General features: G+C 64.0%; 24 protein-coding genes and 4 pseudogenes. 15 read left to right on the top strand and 13 right to left on the bottom strand.

Translation table 11 applies throughout. The features are described 5' to 3' along the window. Positions 1-4 precede the first annotated feature (4 nt). From ACFVJ5_RS27370 to ACFVJ5_RS27355, 4 genes and pseudogenes are all read left to right on the top strand, one after another. Positions 5-133 (top strand): hypothetical protein, encoded by a 129-nt coding sequence (locus ACFVJ5_RS27370; RefSeq protein ID WP_379224325.1) that lies wholly within the window; start codon positions 5-7, stop codon positions 131-133. Between the two features lie 95 nt (positions 134-228). Then, a complete protein-coding gene (locus ACFVJ5_RS27365) occupies positions 229-834 on the top strand; it encodes a hypothetical protein (RefSeq protein ID WP_379224564.1) in 606 nt (201 codons plus the stop codon). Between the two features lie 19 nt (positions 835-853). Beyond that, positions 854-1,285, top strand: a complete 432-nt coding sequence (locus tag ACFVJ5_RS27360) for a hypothetical protein (RefSeq protein ID WP_379224563.1) — start codon at positions 854-856, stop codon at positions 1,283-1,285. Positions 1,286-1,424: 139 nt separating this feature from the next. Next, positions 1,425-1,729 (top strand): annotated as a pseudogene (locus ACFVJ5_RS27355) (amidohydrolase); the annotation flags it as partial. Here ACFVJ5_RS27355 and ACFVJ5_RS27350 read toward each other — a convergent pair. Further along, a pseudogene (locus ACFVJ5_RS27350) lies at positions 1,709-1,980 on the bottom strand (leucine zipper domain-containing protein); the annotation flags it as partial. The pseudogenes ACFVJ5_RS27355 and ACFVJ5_RS27350 overlap by 21 nt on opposite strands. Here ACFVJ5_RS27350 and ACFVJ5_RS27345 point away from each other — a divergent pair. Together ACFVJ5_RS27345 and ACFVJ5_RS27340 are read left to right on the top strand one after the other, a co-directional pair. Continuing rightward, complete coding sequence (locus ACFVJ5_RS27345; protein ID WP_379224576.1) at positions 1,931-2,116, top strand: hypothetical protein; 186 nt, start codon at positions 1,931-1,933, stop codon at positions 2,114-2,116. The pseudogene ACFVJ5_RS27350 and the gene ACFVJ5_RS27345 sit on opposite strands and share 50 nt — an antisense overlap. A gap of 148 nt (positions 2,117-2,264) precedes the next feature. Continuing rightward, complete coding sequence (locus ACFVJ5_RS27340) at positions 2,265-2,633, top strand: hypothetical protein (protein ID WP_379224324.1); 369 nt, start codon at positions 2,265-2,267, stop codon at positions 2,631-2,633. A gap of 456 nt (positions 2,634-3,089) precedes the next feature. Here the strand turns inward: ACFVJ5_RS27340 and ACFVJ5_RS27335 are convergent, their stop codons facing one another. The 3 genes and pseudogenes from ACFVJ5_RS27335 to ACFVJ5_RS27325 form a co-directional block, all read right to left on the bottom strand. After that, positions 3,090-3,662 carry an alpha/beta hydrolase gene (locus tag ACFVJ5_RS27335; protein WP_379224561.1) on the bottom strand — a complete coding sequence of 191 codons (573 nt, stop codon included), beginning with the start codon at positions 3,660-3,662 and terminating at the stop codon, positions 3,090-3,092. 1,270 nt (positions 3,663-4,932) lie between these two features. Then, positions 4,933-5,119, bottom strand: a pseudogene (locus ACFVJ5_RS27330) (Na+/galactose cotransporter); the annotation flags it as partial. 226 nt (positions 5,120-5,345) lie between these two features. Next, complete coding sequence (locus tag ACFVJ5_RS27325; RefSeq protein ID WP_379224322.1) at positions 5,346-6,167, bottom strand: esterase/lipase family protein; 822 nt, start codon at positions 6,165-6,167, stop codon at positions 5,346-5,348. A 228-nt stretch (positions 6,168-6,395) separates the two neighbouring features. On the opposite strand from ACFVJ5_RS27325, the pseudogene ACFVJ5_RS27320 reads away from it, so the two are divergent. Next, positions 6,396-7,609 (top strand): annotated as a pseudogene (locus tag ACFVJ5_RS27320) (IS110 family transposase). Between the two features lie 58 nt (positions 7,610-7,667). Here the strand turns inward: ACFVJ5_RS27320 and ACFVJ5_RS27315 are convergent. The 4 genes from ACFVJ5_RS27315 to ACFVJ5_RS27300 form a co-directional block, all read right to left on the bottom strand. After that, positions 7,668-8,960 (bottom strand): family 1 glycosylhydrolase, encoded by a 1,293-nt coding sequence (locus tag ACFVJ5_RS27315; RefSeq protein WP_379224320.1) that lies wholly within the window; start codon positions 8,958-8,960, stop codon positions 7,668-7,670. Positions 8,961-9,080: 120 nt separating this feature from the next. Next, positions 9,081-9,881: a crotonase/enoyl-CoA hydratase family protein gene (locus ACFVJ5_RS27310; RefSeq protein ID WP_379224319.1), complete on the bottom strand. Its 801-nt coding sequence runs from the start codon at positions 9,879-9,881 to the stop codon at positions 9,081-9,083. 81 nt (positions 9,882-9,962) lie between these two features. Next, on the bottom strand, positions 9,963-11,063 hold the full coding sequence (locus tag ACFVJ5_RS27305) for a GDSL-type esterase/lipase family protein (RefSeq protein ID WP_379224317.1): 1,101 nt from the start codon (positions 11,061-11,063) through the stop codon (positions 9,963-9,965). 392 nt (positions 11,064-11,455) lie between these two features. After that, positions 11,456-13,051: a GMC oxidoreductase gene (locus ACFVJ5_RS27300; RefSeq protein ID WP_379224315.1), complete on the bottom strand. Its 1,596-nt coding sequence runs from the start codon at positions 13,049-13,051 to the stop codon at positions 11,456-11,458. 719 nt (positions 13,052-13,770) lie between these two features. On the opposite strand from ACFVJ5_RS27300, the gene ACFVJ5_RS27295 reads away from it, so the two are divergent. From ACFVJ5_RS27295 to ACFVJ5_RS27275, 5 genes are all read left to right on the top strand, one after another. Continuing rightward, on the top strand, positions 13,771-14,994 hold the full coding sequence (locus ACFVJ5_RS27295; protein WP_379224313.1) for a hypothetical protein: 1,224 nt from the start codon (positions 13,771-13,773) through the stop codon (positions 14,992-14,994). Positions 14,995-15,197: 203 nt separating this feature from the next. After that, positions 15,198-16,193: a hypothetical protein gene (locus ACFVJ5_RS27290; RefSeq protein ID WP_379224311.1), complete on the top strand. Its 996-nt coding sequence runs from the start codon at positions 15,198-15,200 to the stop codon at positions 16,191-16,193. Beyond that, positions 16,190-17,065 (top strand): LLM class flavin-dependent oxidoreductase, encoded by an 876-nt coding sequence (locus ACFVJ5_RS27285; protein ID WP_379224309.1) that lies wholly within the window; start codon positions 16,190-16,192, stop codon positions 17,063-17,065. The genes ACFVJ5_RS27290 and ACFVJ5_RS27285 overlap by 4 nt, the downstream gene beginning before the upstream one ends. Positions 17,066-17,110: 45 nt before the next feature. Next, complete coding sequence (locus tag ACFVJ5_RS27280) at positions 17,111-17,971, top strand: aromatic ring-hydroxylating dioxygenase subunit alpha (RefSeq protein ID WP_379224307.1); 861 nt, start codon at positions 17,111-17,113, stop codon at positions 17,969-17,971. Beyond that, positions 17,919-19,175: an MFS transporter gene (locus ACFVJ5_RS27275; RefSeq protein ID WP_379224305.1), complete on the top strand. Its 1,257-nt coding sequence runs from the start codon at positions 17,919-17,921 to the stop codon at positions 19,173-19,175. Before ACFVJ5_RS27280 ends, ACFVJ5_RS27275 begins: the two co-directional genes overlap by 53 nt. 309 nt (positions 19,176-19,484) lie before the next feature. Here the strand turns inward: ACFVJ5_RS27275 and ACFVJ5_RS27270 are convergent, their stop codons facing one another. Both ACFVJ5_RS27270 and ACFVJ5_RS27265 read right to left on the bottom strand, forming a co-directional pair. Then, positions 19,485-20,153, bottom strand: coding sequence for a TetR family transcriptional regulator (locus ACFVJ5_RS27270; protein ID WP_379224303.1), 669 nt, complete (start codon positions 20,151-20,153; stop codon positions 19,485-19,487). A gap of 381 nt (positions 20,154-20,534) precedes the next feature. Beyond that, a complete protein-coding gene (locus ACFVJ5_RS27265; RefSeq protein WP_379224301.1) occupies positions 20,535-21,836 on the bottom strand; it encodes a lipase family protein in 1,302 nt (433 codons plus the stop codon). Positions 21,837-22,154: 318 nt separating this feature from the next. Here ACFVJ5_RS27265 and ACFVJ5_RS27260 point away from each other — a divergent pair, with 318 nt between their 5' ends. Continuing rightward, positions 22,155-22,361: a hypothetical protein gene (locus tag ACFVJ5_RS27260; RefSeq protein ID WP_379224299.1), complete on the top strand. Its 207-nt coding sequence runs from the start codon at positions 22,155-22,157 to the stop codon at positions 22,359-22,361. A 180-nt stretch (positions 22,362-22,541) separates the two neighbouring features. Here ACFVJ5_RS27260 and ACFVJ5_RS27255 read toward each other — a convergent pair whose 3' ends face one another. Beyond that, positions 22,542-22,769, bottom strand: a complete 228-nt coding sequence (locus ACFVJ5_RS27255; RefSeq protein WP_379224297.1) for a hypothetical protein — start codon at positions 22,767-22,769, stop codon at positions 22,542-22,544. Positions 22,770-23,100: 331 nt separating this feature from the next. Between ACFVJ5_RS27255 and ACFVJ5_RS27250 the strand changes: the two genes are divergently transcribed. After that, on the top strand, positions 23,101-23,568 hold the full coding sequence (locus tag ACFVJ5_RS27250) for a hypothetical protein (RefSeq protein ID WP_379224296.1): 468 nt from the start codon (positions 23,101-23,103) through the stop codon (positions 23,566-23,568). 259 nt (positions 23,569-23,827) lie between these two features. On the opposite strand, the gene ACFVJ5_RS27245 is transcribed toward ACFVJ5_RS27250, so the two are convergent. Together ACFVJ5_RS27245 and ACFVJ5_RS27240 are read right to left on the bottom strand one after the other, a co-directional pair. After that, entirely contained in the window at positions 23,828-24,385 is a 558-nt protein-coding gene (locus ACFVJ5_RS27245; RefSeq protein ID WP_379224294.1) for a TetR/AcrR family transcriptional regulator, read from the bottom strand. A gap of 34 nt (positions 24,386-24,419) precedes the next feature. After that, a complete protein-coding gene (locus tag ACFVJ5_RS27240) occupies positions 24,420-25,007 on the bottom strand; it encodes a hypothetical protein (protein ID WP_379224292.1) in 588 nt (195 codons plus the stop codon). Between the two features lie 149 nt (positions 25,008-25,156). Between ACFVJ5_RS27240 and ACFVJ5_RS27235 the strand changes: the two genes are divergently transcribed. Next, complete coding sequence (locus tag ACFVJ5_RS27235) at positions 25,157-26,428, top strand: recombinase family protein (RefSeq protein ID WP_379224290.1); 1,272 nt, start codon at positions 25,157-25,159, stop codon at positions 26,426-26,428. Positions 26,429-26,886: the final 458 nt, after the last annotated feature.

The following is a 26,886-nucleotide window of genomic DNA, read 5'->3' as shown; positions in this document are numbered from 1 at the left end:
CAGCATGGACCAGAAGGAACGTAAACGAAAGAGGGCGCTGATCGTCTTCCAGATCGTCATCTACGGCTATCTGCTGATGATGTTCTGCATCCAGCTCTACATGTCCTTTGCCCGCGGGTGGTGGGACTTGTGACGACGTCACAACCAGCGGCCGCCGACACGCCACCGCTGTCGCTGGAAGACCACCACGAACAGTCCCGTCTGGCTCAACGCCGCGCCGACAAGTGGATGATCACCGGTGCCGCCCTGATGGGCATGTGGGCACCAGGGCTGATCGGACTGCCGATCTTCCTGCGCGGTGCCTGGCTGCAACGTCGAGCCGAGCGCGCGGGTCTGTCGGTGCGTCCGATGGTCATCACCCTCATCGGGTATCTCGTACTGATCGACGGCTGTCTCAACAGCCTCGGCTGGGCGCTGGATCTGGTTGCCAGCCACACCCTTATCAACCGCGTGCTGCTGGTCGGGTGGGGCAACATGTTCGACGCCGGATATTTCTGGCACTACAACGAACTGTGGGTCGGTGGCGCGGCAGCCCCCGGCGAGAAAGCCCTGGTCGCGGGACTCATCCTCACGGTGTTCTCGATGCGCGTCGCTGCGGCGATCGGATTCCTGCAGATGAAGCGCTGGGGCCAGCAATGGATGATCGTCACCTGCTGGATGGGTGTGGTCATCTGGGTCGTCTACGTGTTCAACATGACCATCTACGCCGATGTCCGCTACGCCGGAACCGTCTTCCCCGTTATCGGCTGGTGGCTCTACGACATCTTCTACATCACCCCCTTCCTCGCCATCCCCTACCTGCACACCGTCAACCGCGAAATCTTCTCCGACTGAACGATATTCGAGGGATACCATCGTGACCACACCGGCTTCGACCGACACCGAACCCGCCGACGACCTCCCGGCGGGCACCACTCCCTACTACGCGCGCATGCACACCTGGATCAAAAGAGCCGTCCTGGTATGCCTGATCGCCCTCGTCCTCGAGGGCGCGTTCACGCTGCCGTTCATGGCGATCTACTACGGCTACCCGACCCTGAGCCTGACCGAGATCTGCAGCGAACTGTACAAAGTGCGGTACTCCGACGACACCCTCGAGTGCAAATATCCCTACCCCCCGCTCGGGCCACCAGAAGGCGCACAAGGCAAGGACACCGCTCAAGACGAATGGGGAATCCAGCCCACCCCGAAGTACCACCGGCTCGGCTTCCGCGAACTCGTACGCCTGCACGACGAACGCGAAGCACGCACGGCTGCCACGCAACAACAAGGTGCGCCCCGATGAGCATCCAGGGTCCGTGTGACCCACAAAGTCGGCAAGCACTGCGATCGCCGCTGCGGCATCCCGCCCCGACCTGGAACTCATCGGGGTTCGTCGTCCATAACTGGCCGCGAGCTGCGCAATTGCTCGGCGAAAGTCGGGTGGTTTACTGTCGCCGGAGGTCTTCCGCGACCACTTCCTGACCTGCTTCATCAGCGACCCCGTCGGCGTCGCGCTGCGCCACCGGATCGGCATCGACAACATCGCCTTGAAAGCCGACTACCCGCACAGCGACTCAATGTGGCCGAACGCACCAGAAGAGCTCGGCGACACCCTCACCGGCGTGCCCGACGACGAGATCGACAAGTGACACACCTGAACGCGATGCCCTGGTACTCCTTCGACCTCTTCACCCGGGCACAGGGGCATCTAGCTGTGATGTCCAGCGGTCACCCGATCGATGCGCGAGAGCCGGTTGATCCGGCAGCCACCCCGCGATCTGGGCCGGGCCGAGTCGATGCCGCCACCGCAGCCGGACCACTTGCCAGACGACGGAGATCGGGTATCTTCGCCGGGCTGCGGTGTGGGCGCGAGTTGCGGTCGACCATCCCGGCCGGGCCCTCGCTGCGGTAGCGGTCGGCACACTTGCGGGCTGTCGCGGTGGCGACCATGAACATCTTCGCTGCTGTCGAGCAGGTCCATCCCTGCTCGACGATCAACCGTGCCAGCCTCAAACGTGTACGCGGGGTCAAAGCGGCGTTAGCGTGGACCACGAAGGCCTCCTGGATGGTGAAGCGGTTACTCGACATCTCCACTTCACAACCGGAGGCCTTCACCGGTCAGTGGCCAGGCTGACTCGACATGAACCCGACACAACCTCCCTGGACATCATAATTAGCCGCCGGGTCCCCACGGCACGAATAATCTTCCAGTTTCGACCCTTTTGCCATGTCGCCACCCGGAACACCGCGGCGGCGTTCCAGCACCTCGACAAGGAGATTCCATGGCCGCGCCCGCCGGTTGGACCGCACAGCTCGAGATCCACAAATTCGCCAGCGGCAGTCTCGAGGGATTCGTCGTCCACGGCACCGCACCGACCGACACCATCGGCCAGACCTACAGCATCAGCGTCGTGAAAGACGTACCCGAAGCCGACAGCGCCTATACCGAGCTCCTCGACGGTGACGTCACCATCGAAGAGCCGGGTCGTTTCGAGCTCTCCCGGAACGTCGGATGCGAAGTCGGCCGCAACGCTACCTACGGCCCGGACTACTCCTACGAAATCTCCGCCTCACAACCAGACCCCGACCATTGGGGTATGTGTGTCGAGGTCGGAGTCATCGGCCGCGGGAAAACCAACGTCAACCTGTAGGCCCCCGCCTACCCACCGACGGTGCAGGTCTGGACTGCGGCGTACCCGGGGTCTGAACCTGTGCTGGCCACCCGTTTTGCTGGCTGATTACCCGGGGGGTAAGCGCCGATTCGGTCCACTTATTGGGCATACATCTAACAGGCCGGGAACTGCCCAGTCCTACTGGTCGGACCTGATCACCACCGGACAGCTCAGATTTTCCCACCGTCACACGAGCTTGCTCGGTGGACCGACCTCCGCGCCGAATGCCGGACCGAGATGCCGTCGCCGATATCTTCGACGGACTGATCGCGCATACCCGAGCATCGATGACGCCGCACACGACACAGAAATGTTGAAACTACACGGACAACCTGTCGGACAGGTTGAGTCGTCCGATTATCGGACAGACGCCGGGTCGAAATGCACGCTCATCGGCTGTAACTTACAGCGATCGATAGCGGTGTAGTTGCAGCGTCAGGTGGCGTCTATGACGAGCGTAAGGAATTCCCGCACCACGGCGACGACCTCGGCTGGGCGTTCGATGTTGGGTGAGTGGCCGGCGTCCTCGATGATGGCGGTCCGGGCACCGGCCGCGCTGTAGCGGGCGATGGTTTGGGCGCAGTCGTATAAGCGGTCTCGTCGGCCGTGGATAGCCAGGACTGGGATGTCGATGCGGGCGATGCGGGCGTCGAGTGGGTTGGCGGCAAGCTCGCGGCGGCGCTCGACCAGGGCGACTCTCGGACCTATGGGAGCCAGATTGCGGAAGTCTCGGACCACTAGGTCCGCAGACCCGGGGACATCGGAGTAACGGAATCCCGGGGCGAAGGCGCGGCGCATGGCCAGCTGGATGGTGAACGCCGGCGCGATGCGTTGTGCGAGAGCGACCAACGATTTCCTCGTGATGAGGCTCAGACCGGGCGGATAGGTAGCGCACCGGTAGTCCGGTGCGGAGTCGATCAGCACGAGCGAGCTCACGCGTCCGGCCTCGGCCAAGTCCACTGCGGCGTCGGTACCGAAGGAGTGGGCTATCGCTGCGGTCCGGTCGATGCCGAGACCTGCGTGCGAGCCCTACGATAACCGTGTTACTCTCCATCCATCACTTCTACGACCTGCGAAACCCAGTGATATATCAATGCCAGCGGCAGACCCGACCTGCCTCCGGTCGATACGGCACGCGAACATCTCGCATTTGCCGTATCCGGCGATAGATCATCGACAATCGGCGACGCCACGCGGCCATTGGCTTGCCGCGCACGTCCGAACACGTTCACCACCACGCACAAAAGGGCAACGCATGAACCCAGAGCCAGCGCGCAGATCGTTCACAGCGACAATTACCCAGCAGCCGCTGGCAACAGCTGTGGACGGTGACGGTCCGGATCTGGCGGATGCCACCCCCCTGCGGTACTCGACCCGGTCTCCGGCCAGGTCGTTGGCATCTCTACCCGCCGGATCCGACCGCCGTATCGACTCCACCCCTGGCGATTCGATCTGGTTGCACAACGTCTTTGTTCTTACCCCCGGAGGCCGGGGAAGGTTCTGATGTCACTGCGTCGATCTCCACGTCCCGCCGAAGCCGACACTCACCTACGAGTGATCACGGGTGGCCTGGTCGTCGATTTCTGCGGTTGCCGTACCGCGGTGCGGAACTTTTTGCACGACTGGCTTTCCCATCCTCACCCCTCTATCACTGCCAGCGAGATCAGCGATGGGTTCCTCCCCAACCGACGAATGCCCTGCGAAACGCTGTGGCTAGACCCGTAGTCGAGCCACAACTGACAGATATCGGTGCATCGACGGTTGATACCACCACGGCCTCAGTCGCGAATAGCGAGATCGTCACGCGCACAGCGATACAGCGCTAGACAAGACTTCCGACGACGGTCACCTCATCGCACTACGCGACGACATTCGTTCGGGCACTGATCAAGAGACGCTCGAGCAGTCCCAAGCGCAAGTATCGTCGTTGGTAACCCTGTCCGCGCCACTTTGCAATGGCCCTCCGATACGGATCCTGCTCAATAGCGTTCGGAACGCCCCGGGCGCGCGTGCCGGATTGTGGGCGTTGCTGGTGTCGCACCGTCGGATCCGCCGTGCGGTGGGGTCTACGCGGACCTCGCGGAAGCCTCGACCGCCCTATACGCCCGCGACGTCGCCAACTAGCTCGGGTTCGAGCCGACGGCAGGTTGACTGTTAACTATCACCTGTAGAAATGACACCAATCCCAGATCGATGAAACTCGACGGACAGCTACGACCTGTCGTCACAAGCTTTTGCGGCTGACCACCGTATGTTCTCCAGAACGCGCATGCCTCATGAGCCATGCGTAAAGGCGGTGGAAGGTCGGGAATCCGAACTGCGCGCCGTTGTCCGACATGCCCATGATCTCGACCCGCGCCGAGGTTGGTCGAGATGAACGCCAACCCTGTCACCCATGCGGGTAGCGACCGACCGGACAAGAAGAGATCGACACTGGAGGAAATCCGCGGCCGTACCGGCAGCCCGCACCGAGGACGAAAAGAATTACGGCCCTGCCAGGGAGCGTAGGCGCCCGGGCGGCACCGAGACGCGGACCTGGGGCGCAATCGAGGCTCACCTGCTGCGCAAGTGGCAGCGTAGATGTCGAAACGAGTGAATCGGCAAGCGGCACAGCGTCTTCCCTACTGGACGTGGCGGTGTGTCCGGCAACCGGCTTGGCTGTGAATTCCGAGGGATGAGTCATTGAGGCGCTCACCGACGTTGGAGCTTCTGCCTCACCCAATCCACGACGGGTCGCTGTTGAGGGAGGGTGGGGTGCTGGAACGCGGAGCCTGGCCACAGTTCATCGGCGTACCGATTCTCGACACCGGGCTCGTCGATGAACGACGCTGTCCCGCCAGGGGAAACAACAGCGTCGTCGTGCAGGGCGAGAATGTGGTAATTCACGCCGGTTGCCGCGAGCGGGGGTTTGTTGTTCTTCTGCCGGTATGCCGAACCGATCGCCATATCCGCGCAGGCCGGGCAGACAGTGGCGCGCAACATGTCGTCGACTGTGGCTTCGATGCCCACATCGTGAAGTAGGTCGGTGGTTCCGCTGAGGCCGGCGCCGTGGGTGGCCGGTGCCAACAAGACCACCGTGTGTACGCCACTGGGGCCGAGTCGCCGGGAGAGAGCACCGGCGAGCAAGCCTCCTTCGGAGTGTCCGACGAGGTCTACTCGGGCGGAGGCGGTGCGAGCACGAACTTCGTCGATGAACAGTGACAGCTCGTCTTCGGACTGCGCCAAGGGTGCGAGCCCGTTGAGTGCGTATCCGGTCGAGGCATGCGCACCGTAGTTCTCGGCGAACACGCAGGCGCCGCGTGCGGTGAGGTCATCGATCTCCGCTCGCCAGTTCTCGATGTCGCCGAAGATGCCGTGGATGAGGACGATCGGCCTGGGAAATGCGCTGTCGGACAACGGTTTGCAGTTCCAGTTGTTGACAGAAGGGATCGGCTCCGCTGTCGCGGTGGCCGAGACCGGACTGGTGAGTACCAGGGCCGAGCAGGCCAGCGTGACCAAGGATCGATGCTTCATCAGGGATTCCCTAAGGTTGTAGGTGTCTGGGGTTGGCGCCCTGGATGCCCAGGGCGGTGGGGTGTAGCTGATCAGGGTTTGCCTTTGTTGAGGCTCCAGGAGACTGGCTGCCCCGCCGTACTGGACGCTCCGGCCGCTGATTGAGAGCTGTTGCGGGTCGTCGCTGGTTAGGGATCTGACGGCGAAGTTGTCCACGGGCTCAACAACTTCAGAGCAAGGAGCACGTGGGTGAATACTCGCCCGGAGATCTGGGTCGGGATCGACGTCGGCAAAGCCTCGCATCACGCGTGCGCGATCGACGGCAACGGCAAGACGGTGTTCAGCCAGAAAGTCGGCAACGACCAGGCCGCGATCGAGGCGTTGATCGCACGCGCCGATCAGGCCGCCGATCGGGTGCGGTGGGCGATCGATCTGACCTCCCCGATGGCGTTGCTGCTGATCACAGCGTTGTTGTCTGCTAACCAGCCGGTGACCTATATTCCGGGGCGAGTGGTCAACACGATGACCCACGCGTTCCGCGGTGAGGCAAAAACCGACGCCAAGGATGCGCGGGTGATCGCCGAAACAGCCAGGATGCGCAACGATTTCAACGACATCACGATGCCCGATGAGCTCGTGGTCAGGTTGACCCAGCTGACCGGGTACCGCACCGACTTGATGAGCGACTGGGTCGCCGGGATCAACCGGCTGCGTGACTTGCTGGGCTCGATCTTTCCGACGTTGGAAGCCGCATTCGACTACTCGTCGCGGACCCCGCTGATCCTCGTCGCCGGCCTGTGCACCCCGACCGAGATCGGAAACACCGGAATCGACGGTGTCACAACTTATCTCACCGAGAACGGGGCATGGCGTCCCGGGATCGGAAAGACCGCGGCCACGGCCGTCGCGGCCGCGCAGCGGCAGACGCTGACTCTGCCCGGTGAAGCCGACACCGCGATGCTGGTCAAACGCATCGCATCCAAACTGCTCGATCTCGATCGTGAGATCAAGGAAACCGACAAACTCATCACCGCTCGGTTCCGCGCTCACCCGTGGGCGCGGATTTCGAGTCTATGCCCGGCATGGGACCTGGATTGGGTGCGGAATTCCTCGTCGTTACCGGCGGTGACCTGGCCAATTTCGGTAGTTCCGGCCGTTTGGCGTCCTACGCGGGACTGGTTCCGGTTCCACGCGATTCCGGCCGTGTCAGTGGCAACCTGCACCGCCCGAAACGCTACAACCGGCGCCTGCGCCGGGTGTTCTTCATGGCTGCCCTGTCGAGCCTGAAAGTCGCCGACGGCCCATCGCGGCGCTTCTACGAGCGCAAACGTAGTGAGCGACTCATTCATACCCAGGCACTGCTTGCTCTGTCCCGCCGTCTTGTCGATGTGCTGTGGGCCCTGCTGCGAGACGGACGGGAATTCACCCTTAACACACCGGCCCCGCTCGCTACTGCGGCTTGACACGGTCATTGAGAGTCTCCTGCTCAGCCCGAAAGGGGTGGTGGGTGCCAGAGACTCGTCAGCGTGGCTCGACCGACACCGGATCGCCGCAACTGGCGGGCAGCGCGATCAGTGAGCACGGTGCCGGTTGGCGCGTCGGCCGGTAAGTGGAGGGAACCCCGTGGTGTTCGGTCATCTCGCGGTAGGCCGCCACCGCGACTGTCGGTCGGCGGGTCAGGGCAGGGTCGTGGACGGTATCGACGCTGTAGAGACCGAATCGGGGACCGTATTCGCCCCATTCGTAGTTGTCGGTGAGGCTCCAGTAGTTGTAGGAGACGATGTTGATGCCGTCTCGGCGTGCGCGCTGAATCCAATAGATGGTGTCGCGGAGGTGGTCGTCGCGGCGGTACCCGTCGGCCCGGTTCTGATTCGCGTCGGTAGCCAATCCGTTCTCGATGACCCGCAGCGGTTTGTTCGGATATTTGCCGGCGAAGTAGCGCAGCACGTAGTACATGCTCTCCGGTGATTGCGGCAGATTCCAGAACGAGCCGCCCGAGGTGGCAAACGACGGCAGTTCCGACGGCGCGATCGAGTAGTACTGGTCGACGCCGATGAAGTCGAAGGAATCGACCATACGGTCGGAGAACACGGCTTCCAGCGCCGGCTCCACACCGGGCAGTGGGATGTAGGCGATGTTCGAGGAGACCTGGCCCCCGGGCTGCACGGCATGGATGTGGGTCGTGATCGCCCGATGCACCGCGATGATCCCGTCGACCATGAGCCCGGTGTTCGTCGGCGCCAAACCACCGTAGGTCAGTTCCCGCCGGACGTATTCGCTGGGTTCGTTGAATGTGATCCAGATCGGCTCGGCCCATCTGTAGCGATCAACGACACGTCGCCCGAAAGCGGTCAGGGCTGCGGCCATGTCCGGGTTGTTCCACCCCCCACGATCGACCGCCCAACCAGGATGGACCCAGTGATTCAACGTGATCATGGGGCGCATGCCCGAGGCCACGATGCGGCCGATCACCGCATCGTAGAACGCCCAACCGGCCGCGTCGTCGACACCGGGCCGCGGTTCGATGCGCGACCACTCCACCGACAAGCGATAGTTGTCCACCCCGATCGAGGCCGCCCTGTCGACGTCGCCCTCGTACTGGTGGAAGAAGTCCACGGCGTTTCCCACCGGCTCGTGCAACTTCCCTTCATTGCCGTAGCGCAGGTAGTTCGAGTCCTGGTTGAAACCTTCGGACTGGAAACCGGATTGAGCGACCCCGAACTCGAAGTCCGCCGGTAACGCGGGAAGGTCTTCGGCCGCTGAGGGCGCCGCAAGGGCGGTGAGAGCCAGCACCGAGACCACTGCGGACAGCATCGCGGTGACAGTTGATGATTGACGCATAACACAACTTTCTGTTCGGCGACGAGCGGCGCACTTTCGACCCGTAGGTCGAGCTCGTAGGTGGGTTTCCGCAGGGGCTCGGTACGTTCCGGCTCAGTGACCGGTGTAGACGCCGGCGCGGCGCTCTTCGAACGACCGGACGCCTTCGGCGGCGTCATCGGTACCGACGATCTCGGTCCGCAATCGGGGAACGGTATCGAAGGCTGCCGAAATCCCCGCCTCGGCGGCGCGGCGGGAGACGGCCAGCGAGTAGCGAACGCCTATCGGTGCCGCGGCCGCGATCTCATCGGCTAGCCGCAGTGCCCGGTCGAGGAGTTGCTCCGCCGGAACCACCTCCTGAACCAAGCCGATCCGGTGCGCCTCCGTGGCATCCAGGTGGTGGCCGGTGAGTAGATACCGCTGCGCGTTCGCGTAGCCGACGCTCTCGACCCAGCGCGCCGCGCCGCCGAAGAAGGCGAAGACGCCGCGCAAGACCTCGGGCTGACCGAACAGGGTGCCTTCGGCGGCGACGACGAATTCACCGCTCAGGGCCAGCTCCAGCCCTCCCGCGAAACAGACGCCGTGCACGGCGGCGATCAACGGCTTCGACAACCTGATGCCCGCGATACCGAAAGGGTCGTAGTCCCCTTCGTCGTAGACAAGCGCGCCACTCTCGACGAGTTCCTGCAACTGCGTCATATCCACGCCCGCGCAGTACACCCCGCCCTCGCCGTAGAGCACCGCACAGCGCAGATTGTCATCTCGGTCGTAGCGCTCATACGCCTCGGCCAGTGCCTGGAACATCTCTCCAGTCAACGCGTTCTTCTTTTCCGGCCGGTTCAGGCCGATCAGAAGCACATTTCCGCGCACTTCGGTCTTGACGACATCGGACTGAATGCTCGTCGTTTCGCGCACCTGCTGCCGCTCCTTCTTTGGGATCAATCGCCGCCAAGTGAGAGCAGCGCTGATATATGAGTGCCGTCGTCTATATACGTGTCAACAAGCGGGGGAACGAGAGTCCGCGAGCATGGATAGTTGGATCGCATCCGCCATTGCCTGATAGCCGGCGGGGTTGGGGTGTAGGCGGTCCGGGCTGGCATAGACGTCTTGTAGGACAGTCGGATTGGCAGGGTCACGGAGGGCAGTGTCGAAGTCGACGATGCCGTCGGCGAGGGTTTGGTTACGTATCCAGGTGTTGATCTGCTGACGGTCGGTCTCGCTGCGCGGGGCCAACATGACGCCGTTGACAACGGCGTCGGAAGCTGGGAGCAGTGTGCCGATCCACACCTTCTTGCCATGCTGGTTTGCTGTGGTGATGAGCCGCTGATACCCGGCGATCATTGTTGCCGCGTCGGCCTGCGGTGGCAGACCGAGGTCATTGATTCCCTCTTGGAGAAGGACTCCGCCCACTCCAGCTTGTTCGAGCACGTCTCGCTCGAACCGGGAAAGGCCACTGGGGCCCAGAAGTAGCGGTTCGCCGCTAGTCAGGAGTCGATTGCTGCCGATCCCGGCGTTGACGACCGAAAGGGGAATGCGAGCGGCGTCGAGGCGACGTTGCAGCAAGTCCGGGTAGCGTCCGTTGGTGTCGGCCACCGCGCGGTCAGCGGGGACAGCGACCGCGGTGGTACCGACGAAGCCATCGGTGATGGAGTCGCCGAACGCGACTATGGCTCGGGTCTCGGCGGGTGCGAGCACATCCAGCGCATTGACATAGAACCAGGCGTTGGTCGTGGAGGTGAACCGCGCGGGGTCGGATTGTCCTGTCAGGTCGCCACTACCGGCGCGGGAATAGTACGAGGTGGCGTTGGAATTCCAGTGTTTCGTCGGCGGACCGACTGAATCGGCTACGTGGATACTGACCGCCAGCGGACTGAACGAGGCGACAGTGAACGGCACTGGGTCGCTCAGCGCATCGGCTCCGGCAGCGAGCGTGATCGAAGGCTTACCGTCGAACAGAACCGGTGCGATGTTCGCTGCGGCCGCACCCGAGACCTGATCACCGACGCTGACCGTGTCGAAGGTGACAGGTGTGAGCCCGAATCGGTTCGTCAGGCGGACACGTACCTGTGTTCCGCCCAGATGTGGGGTAATGACCATTCGAAAGGTTTGATTGTTCACAGTCAGCGGAACGGGCCCACCGGATGCGTCCAACGGCGTGACCGAATCAGTGGGGCTGGCCGCCCAGGACGCTACGAAATGCTCTCCACCGCAACCGGATTCTCGGGCTTGCGCGAGGGCGGGTTGTATCGCGAGGACGGGTTGTATCGCGCCCAAGACCATGGTGCCTGCTGTAGCGGCGATAGCGAAGGGCACGCGCCAGGCCGATGAGACCCGTTGCCGAGGAAGGTGGGTTGTCATATCGGAGAATTTCATCATCGAATTCCTGCTTCACATCGTGTGATTCGCCGCGCTGCTACGCACGACATGGCATCGGTCGTATCTGAATTGCCATTGAGGCGGGCGGCTGCCGCATTCCCTGTAGTCACGGGTCAGATGAGGGTGCCGATATCGCGGGCGACGATATTGTCCAGTGCCCGTTCGGCGACCGCGGCGATGGTCATAGACGGGTTGCAGGCCGCGGTATTACCGGGCATCAATGCACCGTCGAGGACGTAAAGTCCAGGTTGATCGTGTACGCGGCCATCGAGGTCGCAGACCGCGCCCATGCTCGCCCCACCCAAGGGGTGCCAGGTGGACGGGAACAGTGCGTTGGTATCGAGGAGCATGCCGTCAGGTCCGGCGATGCGGTGCACGGCGGGGTCGATGTGAGCGTTCTGAATGTAGCTGTCGCCGTCGGCTGGCCAGTGCAGGATCGCGTCGTCGCGACCCGAGTCGTAGGCGAAGGCGCCGCGGCTGTCGCTGACTCCGAAGCCGACCATCATGGTGCTGCGCGGGTCCAGCGACAGCGGCGGCAGGGACGCCTGGATGACGGTGTGCGCCGAATGCGGATCATCCCAGTTCTTACTGCCATAGACCACCGGACCGCCCTGAGGTGCACCGAATTCGGCCGACGGGTCGGTCCAAACGTAGATCCGGTCGGCATTGGTCCCCCACCCCTGGCCGAGTCCGTCGGGTAGATCGGGTATCTGCCCCTTGGCGCCCGCGCGAACCAGCAAGCGAGTCGTGTTGAGGCTGCCCGCGGCCATGATCAGGGTGCCCGCGGTGAGGATCTTGTTCTCGACCACCGCGCCGGTAGTGTCCAGGCGCAGCACGTGCACGATCCACCGGCCGTCGGCGGCGCGTTCGACGTCGGTCACCTCGTGCAGCGTCTCTACCTTCACCAGCCCCGTGGCCTCGGCGGCCGCGATGTAGGTGACGTCGACCGAATGCTTGCCGCCGTTGTTCACGCCCATCGCGCCATCACCGTTGGTGTAGGACGGTTTCATCTCCCCGCGCAGTTCAGCGAGCGCGAAATCCCAGTCGATGGGCATGGGGATCTTCGACAGCGGCATGCCGGCGCGCTGCACATGCTCGGCGAAAACCCTTGCCGCTCGGTAGCTCTCGCTCGCGACCAATTCGTCGGGAGCCTCGGCCAGTTTCAGCATCCTGGCCACCCGCGGATAGTGCACCCGGTCCATCAGCGCCCAATCGAGTTCGGCCGGGAAGTGGGTGTCGAAAACCTCCCTGGTCGGCTGGAGTGACATCCCCTGGTAGACCAGGGAACCGCCGCCGACGCCCGCCGCACACAGGGCGGTCATGTTCACTCCCGCCACGGCTTCGACCAGGCCGGTGTAGGGCTCGAAGATCATAGGGCGGCCGAACAGGTTCGGACTGGAGCGATACCAGAGAAGTCGTTTGTCCGGAGATGAGGCCCGGGGAAAGGTTTCGGAGTTCGGGCCGGTGGGCCAGCGCAGTCCGCGTTCGAGCACCGTCACCGGCACCCCCGCCTGCGCCAGCCGCAGCGCGCTGACACCACCACCGAATCCCGAGCCGATGACCACGACCCTGTGCTCTTCGCGCGTCAGCGGGACAGTGCCGGGCTGCGCGGCGACCGGGGCAGCCGAATTGACCGAGCGTGCGCCAAGAGCGAGGGCACCGGCCGCGGCAACACCGCCCAGCAGGGAGCGGCGCGAGAATGCGGGCATCACGAGATCCTTCATCTTTGTCTGACCAAGCGGGCAGAGCGGGTTTGGTTGTTCGGGACTTCTTGCGTTCCGCGGATCAGGTCCGCGGCATGGTGTCGATCAGCGGAAAGTACGGCTGGTGAACGGCTGTGCGGGAGACAGCCGAGCAGGAAGGTGATCTCGTAGTCGAGGCCGAGACCATCGATCCCTTCATGACCACTGTCGAGCCATCAGTTCGACTCGCGGCAGCGATGATGGGTTCGCGGTGTTCCTGCACGTCGCGCCCGGGTCGGCGCCGCGAGATCGCAATCGGTTGAGTCCGGACGGCCGCCGATACCTGCTCGAGCATTCGCACGCGGGGTGGCCGGAGGCGTGTTGGCGGTGTCGGCCCCGACCGCCGACACCGCGGCCGTACGGCGAATAGTCACCACTGCGCCGAGCCGTCCTGCCATCGCGAACTCGCGCTGACTCAACCGACACATTCGACACGCTCCATGTACGCCACCCGCTTGCTTCATTGCTTCGGTGTGCTCGTTTGCTGTCGACCATGAGGTGCGTCACAGCAAAGCCGTCGTACAGTAACACGGTTACTTGAGTTGCACCGGGTTCCAGATCTGAACGAACTGAACACAGGACCAAGTTGGTCAACTGTTCATTTAGCGGCACCGCTCGGGTAACCGCGCCGCCCTAGGTTCGGTTCGCGGGACTCGCCTGCCACCGTTCTAGCCCGGAGACACCGCATGCAATTGCCACTGCCCCGTCTGGCCGCCGCCATCGGCTCGCTCACAGCGCTCACACTGATCACGGGCGCGCTGTACGCCCCGGGGGTCGCTCGGGCCGACATTGTCGAAACACTCGCGGCCACCCCGATCGCCGAGGCCGAGCAGATGTGCACCAGTGGCGCACCGACATTCGACGATGTGGTGACCGCTGCGGCGTCGGTCCTGCGCGGCACGGTCGGGCCCGACCATCTCGCCGGCTACGACCAGCAGGTCGCCGACTTCCGCGCCTCGATCGCCGCGGTGCGAGTGCATCGAGACGGATTGCCGATGCGTCCGGAACTGGTCGGGACCCGGACCGCCGAGATCGACGATCCAATCGTCACCTACCTCGTGAACGGCCTCGATGCGGTGCGAACCGGTCGGATCGACGAGACGATGTCGGTCTCGCACCTCACGGTCAACGACGCGATCGAGGTGTTCGTGCTCGCGACGGGCATCGTGAAGATCCCCGCCAAGCTCGCCGCCGGGATGGTGCCCACAGTCGGAATCTTTCTCAAGCCGGTAGTCAGCGCGATGTTCAACGGGACAAAAGCACTGGCACGCGCGGTACAGAATTCGATCGACGCGGGATGCGTCGCACCGAATGTGTATCCGCCGCTGGTGCTCGACGAAGCCGTGATCGAACCGGTCCAGGTTCCGCCGGCGGCCGAAGCGTTGGCCGCGATGGTCATGTCCGCGAACGGCAGCTGCACACCGGTCGCCGAACTGACCCTGGCCACGGTCGTCGAACGTGCACGCGCCTATCTCGACTCCGGCGCCGTGCAGATGGACCGGGTCACGATGCACGAGACCGCCGACGCGTTGCAGAGCTTCCTGGCGAGCAACCGGGTGGCCAAGGTGATGCTGATGCGCCGCGCTGATGATCTCGGACCGCTGGTCGAGGCCCTCGATATGGGTCCGGTGACCTTCCTGGCCAACCTCGGCACCGACCTGGCCGAGGGCCAGGCACTGCAGACCGTGCCGCTGGCGCAGGTGAAGGTGGAGAATGCTTTCGATCTGGCGACGCTGACCCTCGACATCACCAGCCTGCTGTTCTCCGTGGGTACCACCGTCGCCGGTTTCACCGGAGTCGGTGCGGTGGTCACCACGCCGTTGTCGATCGTCCAGGACTTGGTGTTCGCGCCGACCGATTACGGCGCGCCGATCATGCGCGGTGTGATGCAGTCGATGTGCGCGGTCTAGATTCGGCGCCGTCGCGACAGTGTCGATTGTCCTGCGCAAGGCGAACCCACTCCCCCGCCGAAGCAAAGGTTCCGGGCGCTACTCAGCTCAGCGGCGAACGTCCGTCATTCGCCGAGAGACGATGCCCAACAGCGAATCCTGCCGGTTCGTGGCATGCTTGAATCTTGTCGGTCGGATCGGTTTTCCGAATAGGGTGCCACGCCATGAAGTATCCGGAGTCCCGGTGGGTGATCGGTGCGCTGCTGTCGGCCATGATTGCGGGATCAGTTCTGGTTGCCGGCGCAGTCGCACTGGAGCGTGGTTCCGATCAGGTCGGCGCCTCGCCCCAGGAACGTCGATGCGCGGAGCGCGGATGGCGATCCGCCGTCCTCGACGTGTCGGGCAAGCCGCGTGACGTGCAGTGGAAAGGCCCGGCACAATCTTGGGCACAGGGCGCGATCATCGTCATGCACGGCGGCGGTGGCGAGCATGTCCAGTGGTGCGGGTCGAATTTCGGCTCGGCGGCGGCGCAGGTCCGTTTCAGTGAGCTTGCCGTCGAAGAAGGTTTTGCCGTCTTTCTGCTGAATTCGTCGAGCGAGGTGAGCGACAACCAAGGTCGTATCTGCGGCAAGATCTGGGACGACGAGGTTCGAGACCGCCCGAACCTGGATCTGCCATTCATCGAACAGGTTATGCAGCAGGTGATTCCGTCGCTGCGGCCTGCCGACAGCGAGGACGCGATCTACCTGACCGGCCTGTCTTCCGGCGGGTATATGACCGTTCGGGCAGCTACGCATTTCAACGCGATCGTCACTGCTTTCGCACCGGTTTCCAGCGGAGATCCCTACGGCTGGCATCGGAGTTGTGAAGCAGGACTGACAGCGCGCATCAAGGTCGAAGGCGCGGGATACGACAACGAGACCGGCAAGCAGATCATCGAGCGGAATTCCTGTCTGTCGCAGAGCTACCCGAACGAGGCCGTCTGGGACGAAGGGCAGGCACCGACCAAACCGACCTTCCGGCTCTTTCATCACGAGATGGACGGGATCAACGATGTATCGTGCGCCGACAAGGTCACTCGCCAGCTACGCTCGCACGGCTATCCGGGCGAACCAGACTTCCTGCTTCGCGGAGGACGGCGCAGTCTGGCGAATCATCTCTGGCAGGACGAGTATAACCGCCCCATCCTGGACTTCTTCGCGAGCAGTCCCGATCGATGAAAGACCCTGCTTCTCTGAGGAACTGGCCGCGAAATGGGACTGGCGCACAAATGAAAATGGGACTCTATCTACCGAACTTCGGTTGCTGCGGGGAAGCCGCTGTCCTGGCCGAGCTCGCGCGTGAAGCCGAGGACGCCGGCTGGGACGGAGTCTTCATTTGGGACCACCTGCAGGTGGTCGAACCGACAGCTGACCCCTGGATAGCATTGACCGCCATGGCAGTTGCCACATCGACGATCCGCCTCGGCACACTCGTCACTCCCGTGCCACGTCGCCACATCGCTAAACTTGCCCGGGAAGTCAGCACGCTGGACCAACTGTCCTCGGGTCGCGTCGTACTCGGCGCCGGTGCTGGGTACTCAGCACTGCCCGACTACTCCGTATTCGGAGACACCGGCACCGCCGCGGAGCGGGCGGCCAAACTCGACGAGTCGCTCACTGTTCTCGACCAGCTCTGGAGTGGCAACCCCGTCGAACACGACGGCCCCCATTACCAAGTGAAGACCGACGGATTCACACCGACTGTGCAGCGTCCCCGCGTCCCGATCTGGACAGCGGCAACGAAGTCTGCAGCCAAGCCCCTGGCCCGCGCGGCTCGCTGGGACGGCCTGATCTGTGCCGACGCATACAAGTTGGAGGTCGAACCGGACGACCTGAAAGTGATGGTCGAGAAAGTCTCGGCTGCGCGCAATCTCGATACACCTCTGGATGTGATCCGATTCGGTCGCACCGAGAACCCCAAGGAAACCTCAGTTGTCGAGGCCTGCGCCCTGGCAGGCGCCACCTGGTGGATGGAATACACCTTCCCGCACATCACCGACATCGAAGGAACACACAAACGCGTCCGCCAAGGACCTCCTAGGGTCGCTTGAATCACTCACGGCTACGCCGTCCCATTCCCGTCATAGACCGGATCGTTGATCATCGATGAACAGGCCGGCACCTGCCGCGGCCTGCGCTGCCCGTACCACTCGTGGACCTACAGTCTCGAAGGGGTTCTCAAGCACGCACCAGGCCTTGGCGATTACAGCCGTGAAGAGTTGTCAGGGCTCGGGAAAGACCTGCTCCTGGTGCCTTGCGGGGTCCGCGAGGGTCTGATCTTCGTCCACCTCGGAGACCTGGCGAACTCACCCACCCTGGACGCCTACCTCGGCAACTACATCTCCGCTGTCGCGGCCCCACACCAGACCGCGCAAATGATCGCGGTCAACCAGCGCGAGTACGTTCTCGATTCCAACTGGAAGCTGTATGTCGAGGTGGACATGGAGACGTTGCATACCAAGCACATCCACCGCGGATCGATCGGCGGGCAACCGGTCACCGTCCCGGTGTCCGAGGGCAGCTGGATCGGCGTCTACCACGAGTCGGAGCACACCCCAGCGCTCTACCCGGGTGAACAAGATTCCGGGTTCCCTCATACCAGTGGCCTGACCGGCGCCGCGGCCAAGGGAGCCCACTTCTCCATCCTGCTGCCCGGTTTCTTCCTCGTCACCGCGCAGGATGTGATGTGGTGGATCCACAAGATCCCTGACTCCGCCACCCGCACCAGAGTCCGCGTCGGATACTCCTTCCCCGCCTCGACGATCGAACGACCCGACTTCGATGAGGTGTCCAAACGCTATTACCAGCGTCTTGACCAGGTCATCGAAGAGGACGACTGGATCACCGAGCATCAACAGAAAGGCCTCAACCGCTCCGCGCCGGGCAGCTACCTGCCCGAGGAACATGTCGTGCACCGCCTCGACAACTGGATCCTGGATCAGGTTCTCGGTGCCTAGCCACCGCATACGCGTTCTGACCGGGTCGTCGGTGCTCGCGGGTTGCTTTCTGCTCGGGTTCTTCCATCGGTTCGCGCCCGCGACCTCTGCCGATCTGGGTGCCGACGGGGCAACCCTCGGTGCCCTGGCCGCGTGGCATTTCTGGATGTACACCGTGGCGCAGATACCAGCGGGGATGTTGGTGGACCGCTATGACACCCGGTGGTGCGTCGCGGTCGGCTCTCTGGTGACCGCAGCAGGGTCCTTCGCCCTAGCCAGTGCGCAGAGCGTAGTAGTGGCCTCGGTGGGGCCGGTGCTGACCGGCGCCGGTCTGTCCGTGGTGTTCGTCGGCATCATGAAATACAACGCCGCGTGGTTTCGGCCGGAAAGCTATGGCCTGGTCACCGGCGTGACGATGCTGCTGGCCACCTGTGGGGCGGTCATTGCGGGTTCGCCCACAGCCTGGTTGCTCGAGCGCTACAGCTGGCGGGAAGTCTTTGCGATCGCCGCGGCCGCCGGAGTTGTCCTATCGGTCGCGGTGGCTGTCGTGGTTCGTAACCGGCCACCGCAGTGTCCCGTTGAGGCCGGCATCCCGAGCGGTGGGGCATGGGCAGGTCTGCGCACCGCCCTGCGGCGACGCGAACTGTGGCCGTTGTTGTTGGCGACTGTCGGCACCAACGGCACCTTTTGCGCCTTCGCCCGACTGTGGGGCGTTCCGTTGCTCACCGAAACCCGCGGCCTGTCCAATACCGCTGCTGCCGGATATACTACCGCCGCGTTGGCCGTGTATGGCGTGGGTTGTCTGGCTATCGGTGTGTGGTCGGACCGGGTTGGGCGGCGCAAGCCATTTCTGTTGGCCACCAGCGGTATGGCCGTGGCGGGTTGGGTCGGCCTTGCTGTGCTGCCGTGGGATTCGGGCTGGCAGGGCATAGGCTTGTACACCTTGGTGGGTGCCGCTGCCTCTCATGTGACCGTGTCGTTCGCGGCGTTGAAGGAGTCCGTGCCAGCCCATATCGCGGCGACGGCTCTCGCGGTTCTCAATGCCGGCGTCTTCGCCGCATCCGCGGCATTACAACCGCTGTTCGGCCTGGTTGTCGACAGTGGATCAGGTTGGGGTTGGGCGCTAGCGCTCATGGTGGGTGTCGCTGTCGTGGGTCTAATTGCCGTCCGCTACTCACGCGAGACATGGTGCAGCCCACTGCCCACCGACTCAGATCGGGCTTAGTGGTCCTGCCCGTAAGTCTGTCGGGGGTCAGTGGTTGAGGTAGAGGTCACAGGCGCAGCCGAGGGCTTCTTGGGGACGTTGATGGGTAGCCTGGAGGGGCAGGATCTGGTCCTGGTATTTGCTGTTGCTGGCCAGGTCGAGCCCGAATTCCCCACAACCACGCCGACGAGCCGTATCGCAGCAGCGGTAGCCGGTTCCCGTCGGCCAGGTCGGCTTAGACGACGAGGCGTACGGCCGGCCCGTCGTTTCGCCGTAAGTCGGTGTCCAACCGGCCCGCGGTTGCATGCGAATCCTCTCCGCAAAGCGCGATTACGACGCGTCGGTATCGCTTCCCGGCAAGAACGGGGAGCTGAAGCCTGGGGTCCATTCAAAAGGGGGAGCAAGCGGGACGGGAGTTCGTTCGGCGGCTGCGGCCAGCGGAGCGTTGTTCTGTGTCAACCGGCCGATAGTGCGTTCGAGCGCGGGCAAGATCTCGGTGATCGCGAAATCGCCGTGCGCGAAACGTCCCAGCAGGGCATAGATCATATTGGTCAGGACGAGCGCGAGATCGGCGACGTAGTCCTCGTCGAGACTTGCGAACATCGTGCTCACCGCGGGCAACACCGCGGCGAAACCCTGCGCATCGAGTCGCTGCCCGCCTGGACCGGAGCGGGCATGGTAATAGGCGGCCAGCATCCGGGGGTGACGCTCCCACGGCTCGAATACGTAGCGGGTCAGCCGTTTCAACACGTCGGCGAGCGATTCATCGGCTCGCGGCGGGTCGAGTTCTGTGTAGGTGTTCGTGGCCATCCACTCCGCGATCGCGCTGAGGACGAGTTCGTCGCGGGTGGGGTACAGCTTGTAGACCGTGGTCAGCGACACCTGGGCGACGCGGGCCACCCGCCGCAGCTGAACTGCGTCATACCCCTCCGATTCGAGCAACGACAGGGTGGCTTCGATGACCTTGCGCGCGGGATCAGCGGCACCTCTACTCACCACGACGCCATCATAATCCCTCGACTTGTCGTGCCTCCGCAGCGATTCGAGCTGAGATCCAGATTCCGAAATCCTCGGCTACGAGGTGGCACCACAACAATCGCTTGTCCGGGGTGCGCGGAGAAGACCTCGCAATATGAACCACTGCACCAATGGGCCACCGTCGACTCACTCCAAAACCATCACTGTGACACCGGCCTGCGCCTGACACCACCGCCAAACCCGACCCGATCACCACCACTCGATAGCTTCATAAGTCAGCGCAATCACGGTGGGCCCGCAGGGCGATCGGCGCACCCGTCGAACCACCGAGGAGCAGCCCACTCGTCGTTGCCTCGGCCGTCAGTATCGAGCAGGGCGAAAAGGTTCAACACAGATCCGCATCTAGTCGATGCTGCAGCCGGAGACCGGCTTGTCCGCAAGGCGATCGAGAAGATAGGCGAACGCGTTGTCGGGACCGAAACCGTCGATGATCTCCGGCCCGAAATGATTCGGGATGGTGGTTCCGGGCAGGATCGGCGGCAGGTCGTTCGTGCGGAAGGTGACCGTCGCGCCCTTGGCGCACCAGTCTTCGGCGAGTCTGCGAGCCTGCCCGTACGGGACGGTGTCGTCGTTGAGACCGCTCGTGATCAGGACCGGCGTGGCCGGGGTGGAGTTGCCGATGCGTAGTTCGGCCAGTACCGGTGCGGCTTCGGGCATTTCCCTGAGATGCTCGGTGAGCGAGCGACCATCGTTGGTCAGCGAGTTGGTCTTCAGGAAGGGATAGGTGGTGATCAAGTCGACGATGCAGGCGTTGCTCAACGTATCGAGCATCGCGCGCCCGCCCGGACTGGTGACCTTATCGACCGCACGACGCATTTCGGGGTAGCGCGCGAGCATGCCGTTGACGGCAAACCCGATCGCGCCACCGATCAGCGCGCCGTCGATCTTTTCCAGGATCGCGGGCAGGTCGGCTACCGGCCCACCGGCCCAGGTGCCTTTGAGGTTCAGTTCCGGCGCGTAGCTGGGCTGCATCTCCGCGGCGGCCGCGGTAGCGCCACCGCCCTGGGAGTAGCCCCACAGCACGACCGGTGTCTCCGGTCCGACCCCGCCCAGATTGTTGGCCGCGCGAACACCGTCGAGAATCGCATGCGCGCTCTCGAACCGGTTGGCGTAGGTGTGGATGCCGGGTGTGCCGAGGCCGACGTAATCGGTCACCAGCACTCGCGCGCCCAGCCCGCTCCACACCACCGACGACGGCAGCTCTTGGTTCGCCGAGAGCCCCAACGGCTCGGTGGATACCGTCATCCCTGTCGAGAACGCCATCGACATCGCGCAACGGTCGCCCTGACCCGAGGTACCGGGACCGATGACCACCGTCGGCCGTGGGCCCGCTCCCTGCCACGGAACGGTCGGTTCGATGTAGGTCCCGCTCACGGCGACGGGGGACCCGTCCTGCAGCTTCGTCGTGTACATCACGTGCTGCGCCCGGCCCGGCCATCCCTGCTCGGTCGGGGGAGTCAGAACCAAGGTCATCGGCGCGGTCTTGATGATCGCGCCCGGTTCCTGCGGAATCTGGTCCGGCGGCGTGTAGAACGAGCTCATCGGCTCGGCCGAGACCTCTCCCGCATCCGTCACCACGCCGGCCACCGCCGTAGCGCAAGCCAAGACCAACACCGCGACGATGCGCCCAGCCTGCGGCCGCATCCGTCGAAGATCCTGTCGCTTCATCGCAACCTCTCAGTCGACACCACTGCCTGCGTCGTCGCCGCAGTGACTCAGGTCGCCGGAGATGCAGATGATGATGCCTGTCACACCAGCGCCGACAGAGAGTAACACGGTTACCTGCGGTCGATTCAGCCGGGATCCCCGGCCGCAATCTCCCGTTGTGCGTTGCCAGGCTCCGTAACGACGGCCGGGATGACGCGGCGTCTGCCTGGCGTCCACACTGCAACGAGACCGGCACCTTGAACCGGCATTTCGACAACGCGATGCAACTTCGACCGGCCACCACGCGGCGCCGCGGTGCTTGACCTCGCAGGCGATCCTTTCGATCTCCTCACTGCCCTGCACCCCGAACAACTCGGCGAACAACTGGCGCCGCTCCTCGACGGTGCCTCGGTCCGTACCCGAGCACTCGACATCGATGCCCTCCCGACCGCCGCCGCCATCGCCGCCATCCTCATAGCCAATGCGTTCCCCTCAGAGCCGTCGGAAGCGGCCGAGAACTGAGTACGACGCCGAATCCTCGACACCCCAAACAGTGCCGGTTCGTAGACCTGCCCCCGCAATGTCCAACTGCCCGCTCGATGAAGTCGTCTATGGATCATCGGTGTCGACGATGCATCGGGCATCTCGGGTAAGCCGACCGCCCTGCCCGGACTGGCGCCAGGCACCACCCTCACCCCAGTCCTAACTCAGCGATGCCAGCGCGAGCAGAATGATCGGTCCCGCAAGGACGAGGGCGATGACCAGCAGAAATTCGACTCGTTGTATCAGCGGCTTGCCCGGCTGCATGGGGATGCGCGGTCCGCCAGGAATCGGTGGCGGCAGTTTGGTCAGCGTCGAGCGGGGGCCGAGATTGATCAGCATGGTGACGGGATTGATCACGAAGGACAGCAAGCCACCCAGCCGATCCACATGCTCTCGACCGTCATCCTGCGAAGGTCGCAAGTCCGCAATCGCGGCAGAATGGGCCGGAGGACTTCAGGCACTGAGCCGTCTCACAACAGGTGTTTCGTGTCGGACATGACAGGTTTACAGTCGGACATCGGAATGCCATCAGCGCGTCACCGCAGCATCGAAGTTCAAGGCGCACAATGATTTCCGCACCCGGCACCGAATGGACGTCCACACCGCATTACTCGGCGTCGCGTATCCGATCCGAGCTCGTCTCCAGCGCGTGCATCGACCACGGGATGTCGCGCGCCTTCGTCGCCGAGTGCACTCCACCCGCAGCTCGGAGGTCCCTGTGTTCGAATCATGTTGTTCCCCTCATGAATCCGCCCATCTGCTCCGGGCGCGTTACGGGCTACCCGTAGAACTGTTCGCCGATCGGCTGTATCTGACCACCGGACACGACGTGGAAGCGATCGTCGTACCCAGCGGGCTGAGCGAACAGGTCCGCGCCCGGCTCGCCCATCCCCCACAAGCCACACCCGCCATCGTCGACCCCCGCAACCGCTACTGCACCTTCCTGACTGCACCGATGATGCCGTATCACACTGTGACCCAGGCGATTCAGCGCCAATTGGGATTTCAGGGAATCACTGTTCCGCAGCCTGGATCCCGTGTCATGCTGCCCCGTTCCGACGATCAGTTCGGCTGGCATTGGGCCTGCGAACCCACACCAGGGCGACTGCGCCTACCGCAGCGCGCGCTCGTACTGGCCGCCATCCGCCTGTCGATATACGAAGGCGCGGACGTTGTTCCGGCCTGAGCACGCGCCAGCGCATACGCGACTGCCCGATTGGCACGAATTGCTGGCTACGTTCGGTTGCCGCCGCAGCGAGCAGCCCGGCGATCATCCGATGCTCCGCTCGGCACGCACGCTGGCGGAACTCCACCACGATCGGCCGCGAACAACCCGCCAGAGCCGCCGAGAGCCGCCAGCGAATTGGGTCGACCAGCGGCCTCACGCGCGAAGTCCTGGCCACGCGCCGGTCTCGGCGTTCGCCGCGCCGGCCGCGGAGCCGGATTCACCGCCGCGCGAGGGCAGCGTCGACGAGGGTTGTCGCGGCGGCCAGGGCTGCGCGAGCGACGAGCCTACTGTCCCGCATTTGGGCTTGCGCGATGGCTCCGTCGAACAGGATGGCCAGGTGATCGGCAAGGCTGGTCGGGTCGGCGATTCCGGCGTCATGGGCCAGGACACGAAATTGGTCGCTGGTGGCGGTTTTGTGCCGCTCGGCGACGGCACGTGCGGGGTGTCCGGGGTCGGCGAGTTCCAGGCTGGCGTTCATGAATGGACAACCGCGGAATCCCCTACTGGTGAACCAGGTCTCCAGCAGGGTGAAGCCGCCGAGCAGGCGGTCGCGGGCGGTGCCTGTCACGGTCGCGGCGGCCAGCATGGCTTGTGCGGGCTCGTCGCGAGCTTCCAGGACCGCCACGACCAGGTCGTCTTTGGTGGGGAAATGACGGTAGAGGGTCATCTTGCTGACGTTGGCCTCGGCGGCGATGCGGTCAACGCCGACAGCGCGAATACCTTCGCGGTAGAAGAGTTTCGAGGCGGTTGCCAGGACCCGCTCGCGCGGGGTCACGGCGTGAACACCAACTTGGTGTAGGCGTGCGCGGTCAGGGCATCGGCGGCGTCGGCGAAGGAGACAACGCGAGTGGTGACGGGTGTGTGTGGTCGAAACGTCCGGAGGCGAGCAGGTCCAGCAGCGCCGGGGCGTCGCGGCGGGCGTGGATGCGGCCGGTGATGAAAGTCGAGTTCATGGTGTACAGCGCGAGAAGAGGGAGCCGGGGTTGTGAGGCTGGATCGAAGTAGATAGCGGTGCAGGTGCACACACCGTCGCGGTCCAGGCTGGCGAGCGCGAGGGACAGGCCACGGATGTCTCCGGACGCGTCGACGGTGATCGGGAACCTGGCGTCGAGCCGGTCCGGGATGTGGTCGAGGGTTTCGACGCCGTAGCTCTTTGCCACGGCCCGGCGGGCGGGGTCGGTGTCGAGGTAGAGCACCCGTTCGCTGGCCAATGCTTTGGCTTGGGCTGCGGCGTAGAGACCGATCGACCCGGATCCGGCGCCACCGACGACGAGTACGGGCGCTGCGGGGCGCTGGGCCAGGTGGGGCGCGACGGCGCGGAAGCCATCGGTGAGGTTGTCGGAGGCTCCGGCGGCGGCCGTGTCGACATGCCCACTGACGATGTCGGCGGACCCCACCCTGGAACGCGACTTCCCTAGCTGGAAGTCGTCTGCCCTGATACCCCGCCCATCCTCGGCAAATCAGCGGCGAGGGCACTACTGCGCTTCCTGGTTCATCAGCGCAACAACACATCTGCGCCGAAAGGCCCCGACACCGAGGAGATCTGATGGCCACCGCCGACAACGAATGGGCCGTCCTCGACGACCTTCTCGGCCTCGAGAAAAGCAACGACCTCGAAGTCGGTCACGAAGACCTCGCGTTCTACGGACCCTGCTCCACCGAGGACAGCCAAGACCCCGAAACCTCATATCAGTGGCAACTCGGCAACGCCGAGAAATTCGTCGACGGCAAGATCGTCACCAGCTACTTCGATATCGGCCAATCACGTTCAGTCCCTCGGCATCGCCGCACCCACGCGAACCGACTGCTCGAAGATCTCCGCAACCCCGACCGGGGGTGGACCGGCATCGTTGTCGGAGAAGGCACCCGCTGCTGGTTCGGTAACCAGTTCAGCCTCGTCGCTCCCCGCATCCACGCCTACGACGTCTCGATCTGGGTTCCCGAACTCGGCGGACGCTACGACCCCGACAACGTCACTCACTCGATGATGATGAACATGCTCGGCGGGCTCAGCGAGTCCGAAGGCCAGCACGTTCAGCAACGCACCCGCGCCAGCATGGATGCCCAAGTCCTCAACGAAGGCCGCCACCAAGGCGGGGGCCCGCCCTACGGCTACCTCGTCGTCGATGGACCACCGCATCCGAATCCGAACCGCGCCGCGGACAACCTGAAGCTGCGGATCCTGTCCATCGACGCGGCCACGGCACCGGTCGTGCAGCGCATCTTCCGCGCCTACCTCGACGGGCGCGGCCATCGCGCCATCGCCACCGAACTCAACCGCGACGACATCGTCTGCCCGTCGGCGTATCGACCCGAGCAGAACCGCCACCGCAGCCGTGACGGCTGGCAAGCATCCGCTGTGGCCGCGATCCTGCAGAACCCCCGCTACACCGGCTACGCGTTCTTCGGACGCTGGACCAAACACGAACTACTCCTTGACCCGGACGATGTCGCCGCCGGGCACGTCGTACGGTTCAAACGCTCACCCACAGACCGCATTGTCCGCTCACGGCGACCCTCCCGTCCCGCGATCGTCTCCGTCGAGACGTTCACCCAAGCAACCCTTCTCCGCAAGCAACGCGCCGAGATGAGCAACCGAACCCGTAGCCAACGCGAACGCACCACCACGATCCGATCCGATCCGGCAACATCTACCTGTTCCGCGGACGAATCCACTGCGACATCTGCGGCCGGAAAATGCAGGCGGAGATCCTTCGCGACGCGGTCTACTACCGCTGCCGCGCACGCACCCTTGCACCCGGCAGCCCCGTCCAAGCCGCCCATCCCGCAACGATCAACCTCCGCGAAGCAGAACTGATCGAGCCCCTCGACAACTGGCTGTCGACCCTGTTCAACCGAGAACATGTTGACGAAACCATCGCCACACTGCTTGCAGCGCAAGACAACGACGGCGCCGACACCCGCCGTGTTGCCCTGCAGCAGCGGATCGAACAGGCACAAACCCGGATCGGTCGCCACCTCGCTGCGATCGAAGCTGGAATCGACCCGCATGTGGTCGTCGAGGCATTGAACTCCGCGCAAGCCGACAAAGCCGCCGCGCAAGTCGAGTTGAACAACGTCCCCGCAGCGGAACGGTTCACCGAAAGGGAGGTCCGCAAGCTTGTCGTGTCATTGGGAGATGTCGGCTTGGTCCTCGCGGGAGGAGCTCTCGAACACAAAGCAAGAGCTCTATAACGCAATCGGGCTCCAGGTTCGCTATGCGCACCTGGAGCATCGAGCTACTTTGAACGTTTCCCCTGTTGGGGCTAACGTGCG

The sequence above is a fragment of the Nocardia sp. NPDC127606 genome (genome assembly GCF_042671725.1).
GTDB lineage: Bacteria > Actinomycetota > Actinomycetes > Mycobacteriales > Mycobacteriaceae > Nocardia.
Note: the sequence above shows the minus strand (reverse complement) of the source record. Positions and strands in the feature narration are given on the sequence as shown.

Bases quoted from the DNA above. Each gene is read 5' to 3' on its own strand.
- ACFVJ5_RS27300 (WP_379224315.1), bottom strand. From the start codon at position 13,051: ATGCCCGCATTCTCGCGCCGCTCCCTGCTGGGCGGTGTTGCCGCGGCC.
- ACFVJ5_RS27290 (WP_379224311.1), top strand. From the start codon at position 15,198: ATGAAGTATCCGGAGTCCCGGTGGGTGATCGGTGCGCTGCTGTCGGCC.
- ACFVJ5_RS27345 (WP_379224576.1), top strand. From the start codon at position 1,931: ATGAACATCTTCGCTGCTGTCGAGCAGGTCCATCCCTGCTCGACGATC.
- ACFVJ5_RS27365 (WP_379224564.1), top strand. From the start codon at position 229: ATGATCACCGGTGCCGCCCTGATGGGCATGTGGGCACCAGGGCTGATC.
- ACFVJ5_RS27325 (WP_379224322.1), bottom strand. From the start codon at position 6,167: ATGAAGCATCGATCCTTGGTCACGCTGGCCTGCTCGGCCCTGGTACTC.
- ACFVJ5_RS27370 (WP_379224325.1), top strand. From the start codon at position 5: ATGGACCAGAAGGAACGTAAACGAAAGAGGGCGCTGATCGTCTTCCAG.
- ACFVJ5_RS27275 (WP_379224305.1), top strand. From the start codon at position 17,919: ATGTCGTGCACCGCCTCGACAACTGGATCCTGGATCAGGTTCTCGGTG.
- ACFVJ5_RS27305 (WP_379224317.1), bottom strand. From the start codon at position 11,063: ATGGTCATTACCCCACATCTGGGCGGAACACAGGTACGTGTCCGCCTG.
- ACFVJ5_RS27265 (WP_379224301.1), bottom strand. From the start codon at position 21,836: ATGCGGCCGCAGGCTGGGCGCATCGTCGCGGTGTTGGTCTTGGCTTGC.
- ACFVJ5_RS27235 (WP_379224290.1), top strand. From the start codon at position 25,157: ATGGCCACCGCCGACAACGAATGGGCCGTCCTCGACGACCTTCTCGGC.
- ACFVJ5_RS27315 (WP_379224320.1), bottom strand. From the start codon at position 8,960: ATGCTGTCCGCAGTGGTCTCGGTGCTGGCTCTCACCGCCCTTGCGGCG.
- ACFVJ5_RS27295 (WP_379224313.1), top strand. From the start codon at position 13,771: ATGCAATTGCCACTGCCCCGTCTGGCCGCCGCCATCGGCTCGCTCACA.
- ACFVJ5_RS27285 (WP_379224309.1), top strand. From the start codon at position 16,190: ATGAAAGACCCTGCTTCTCTGAGGAACTGGCCGCGAAATGGGACTGGC.
- ACFVJ5_RS27340 (WP_379224324.1), top strand. From the start codon at position 2,265: ATGGCCGCGCCCGCCGGTTGGACCGCACAGCTCGAGATCCACAAATTC.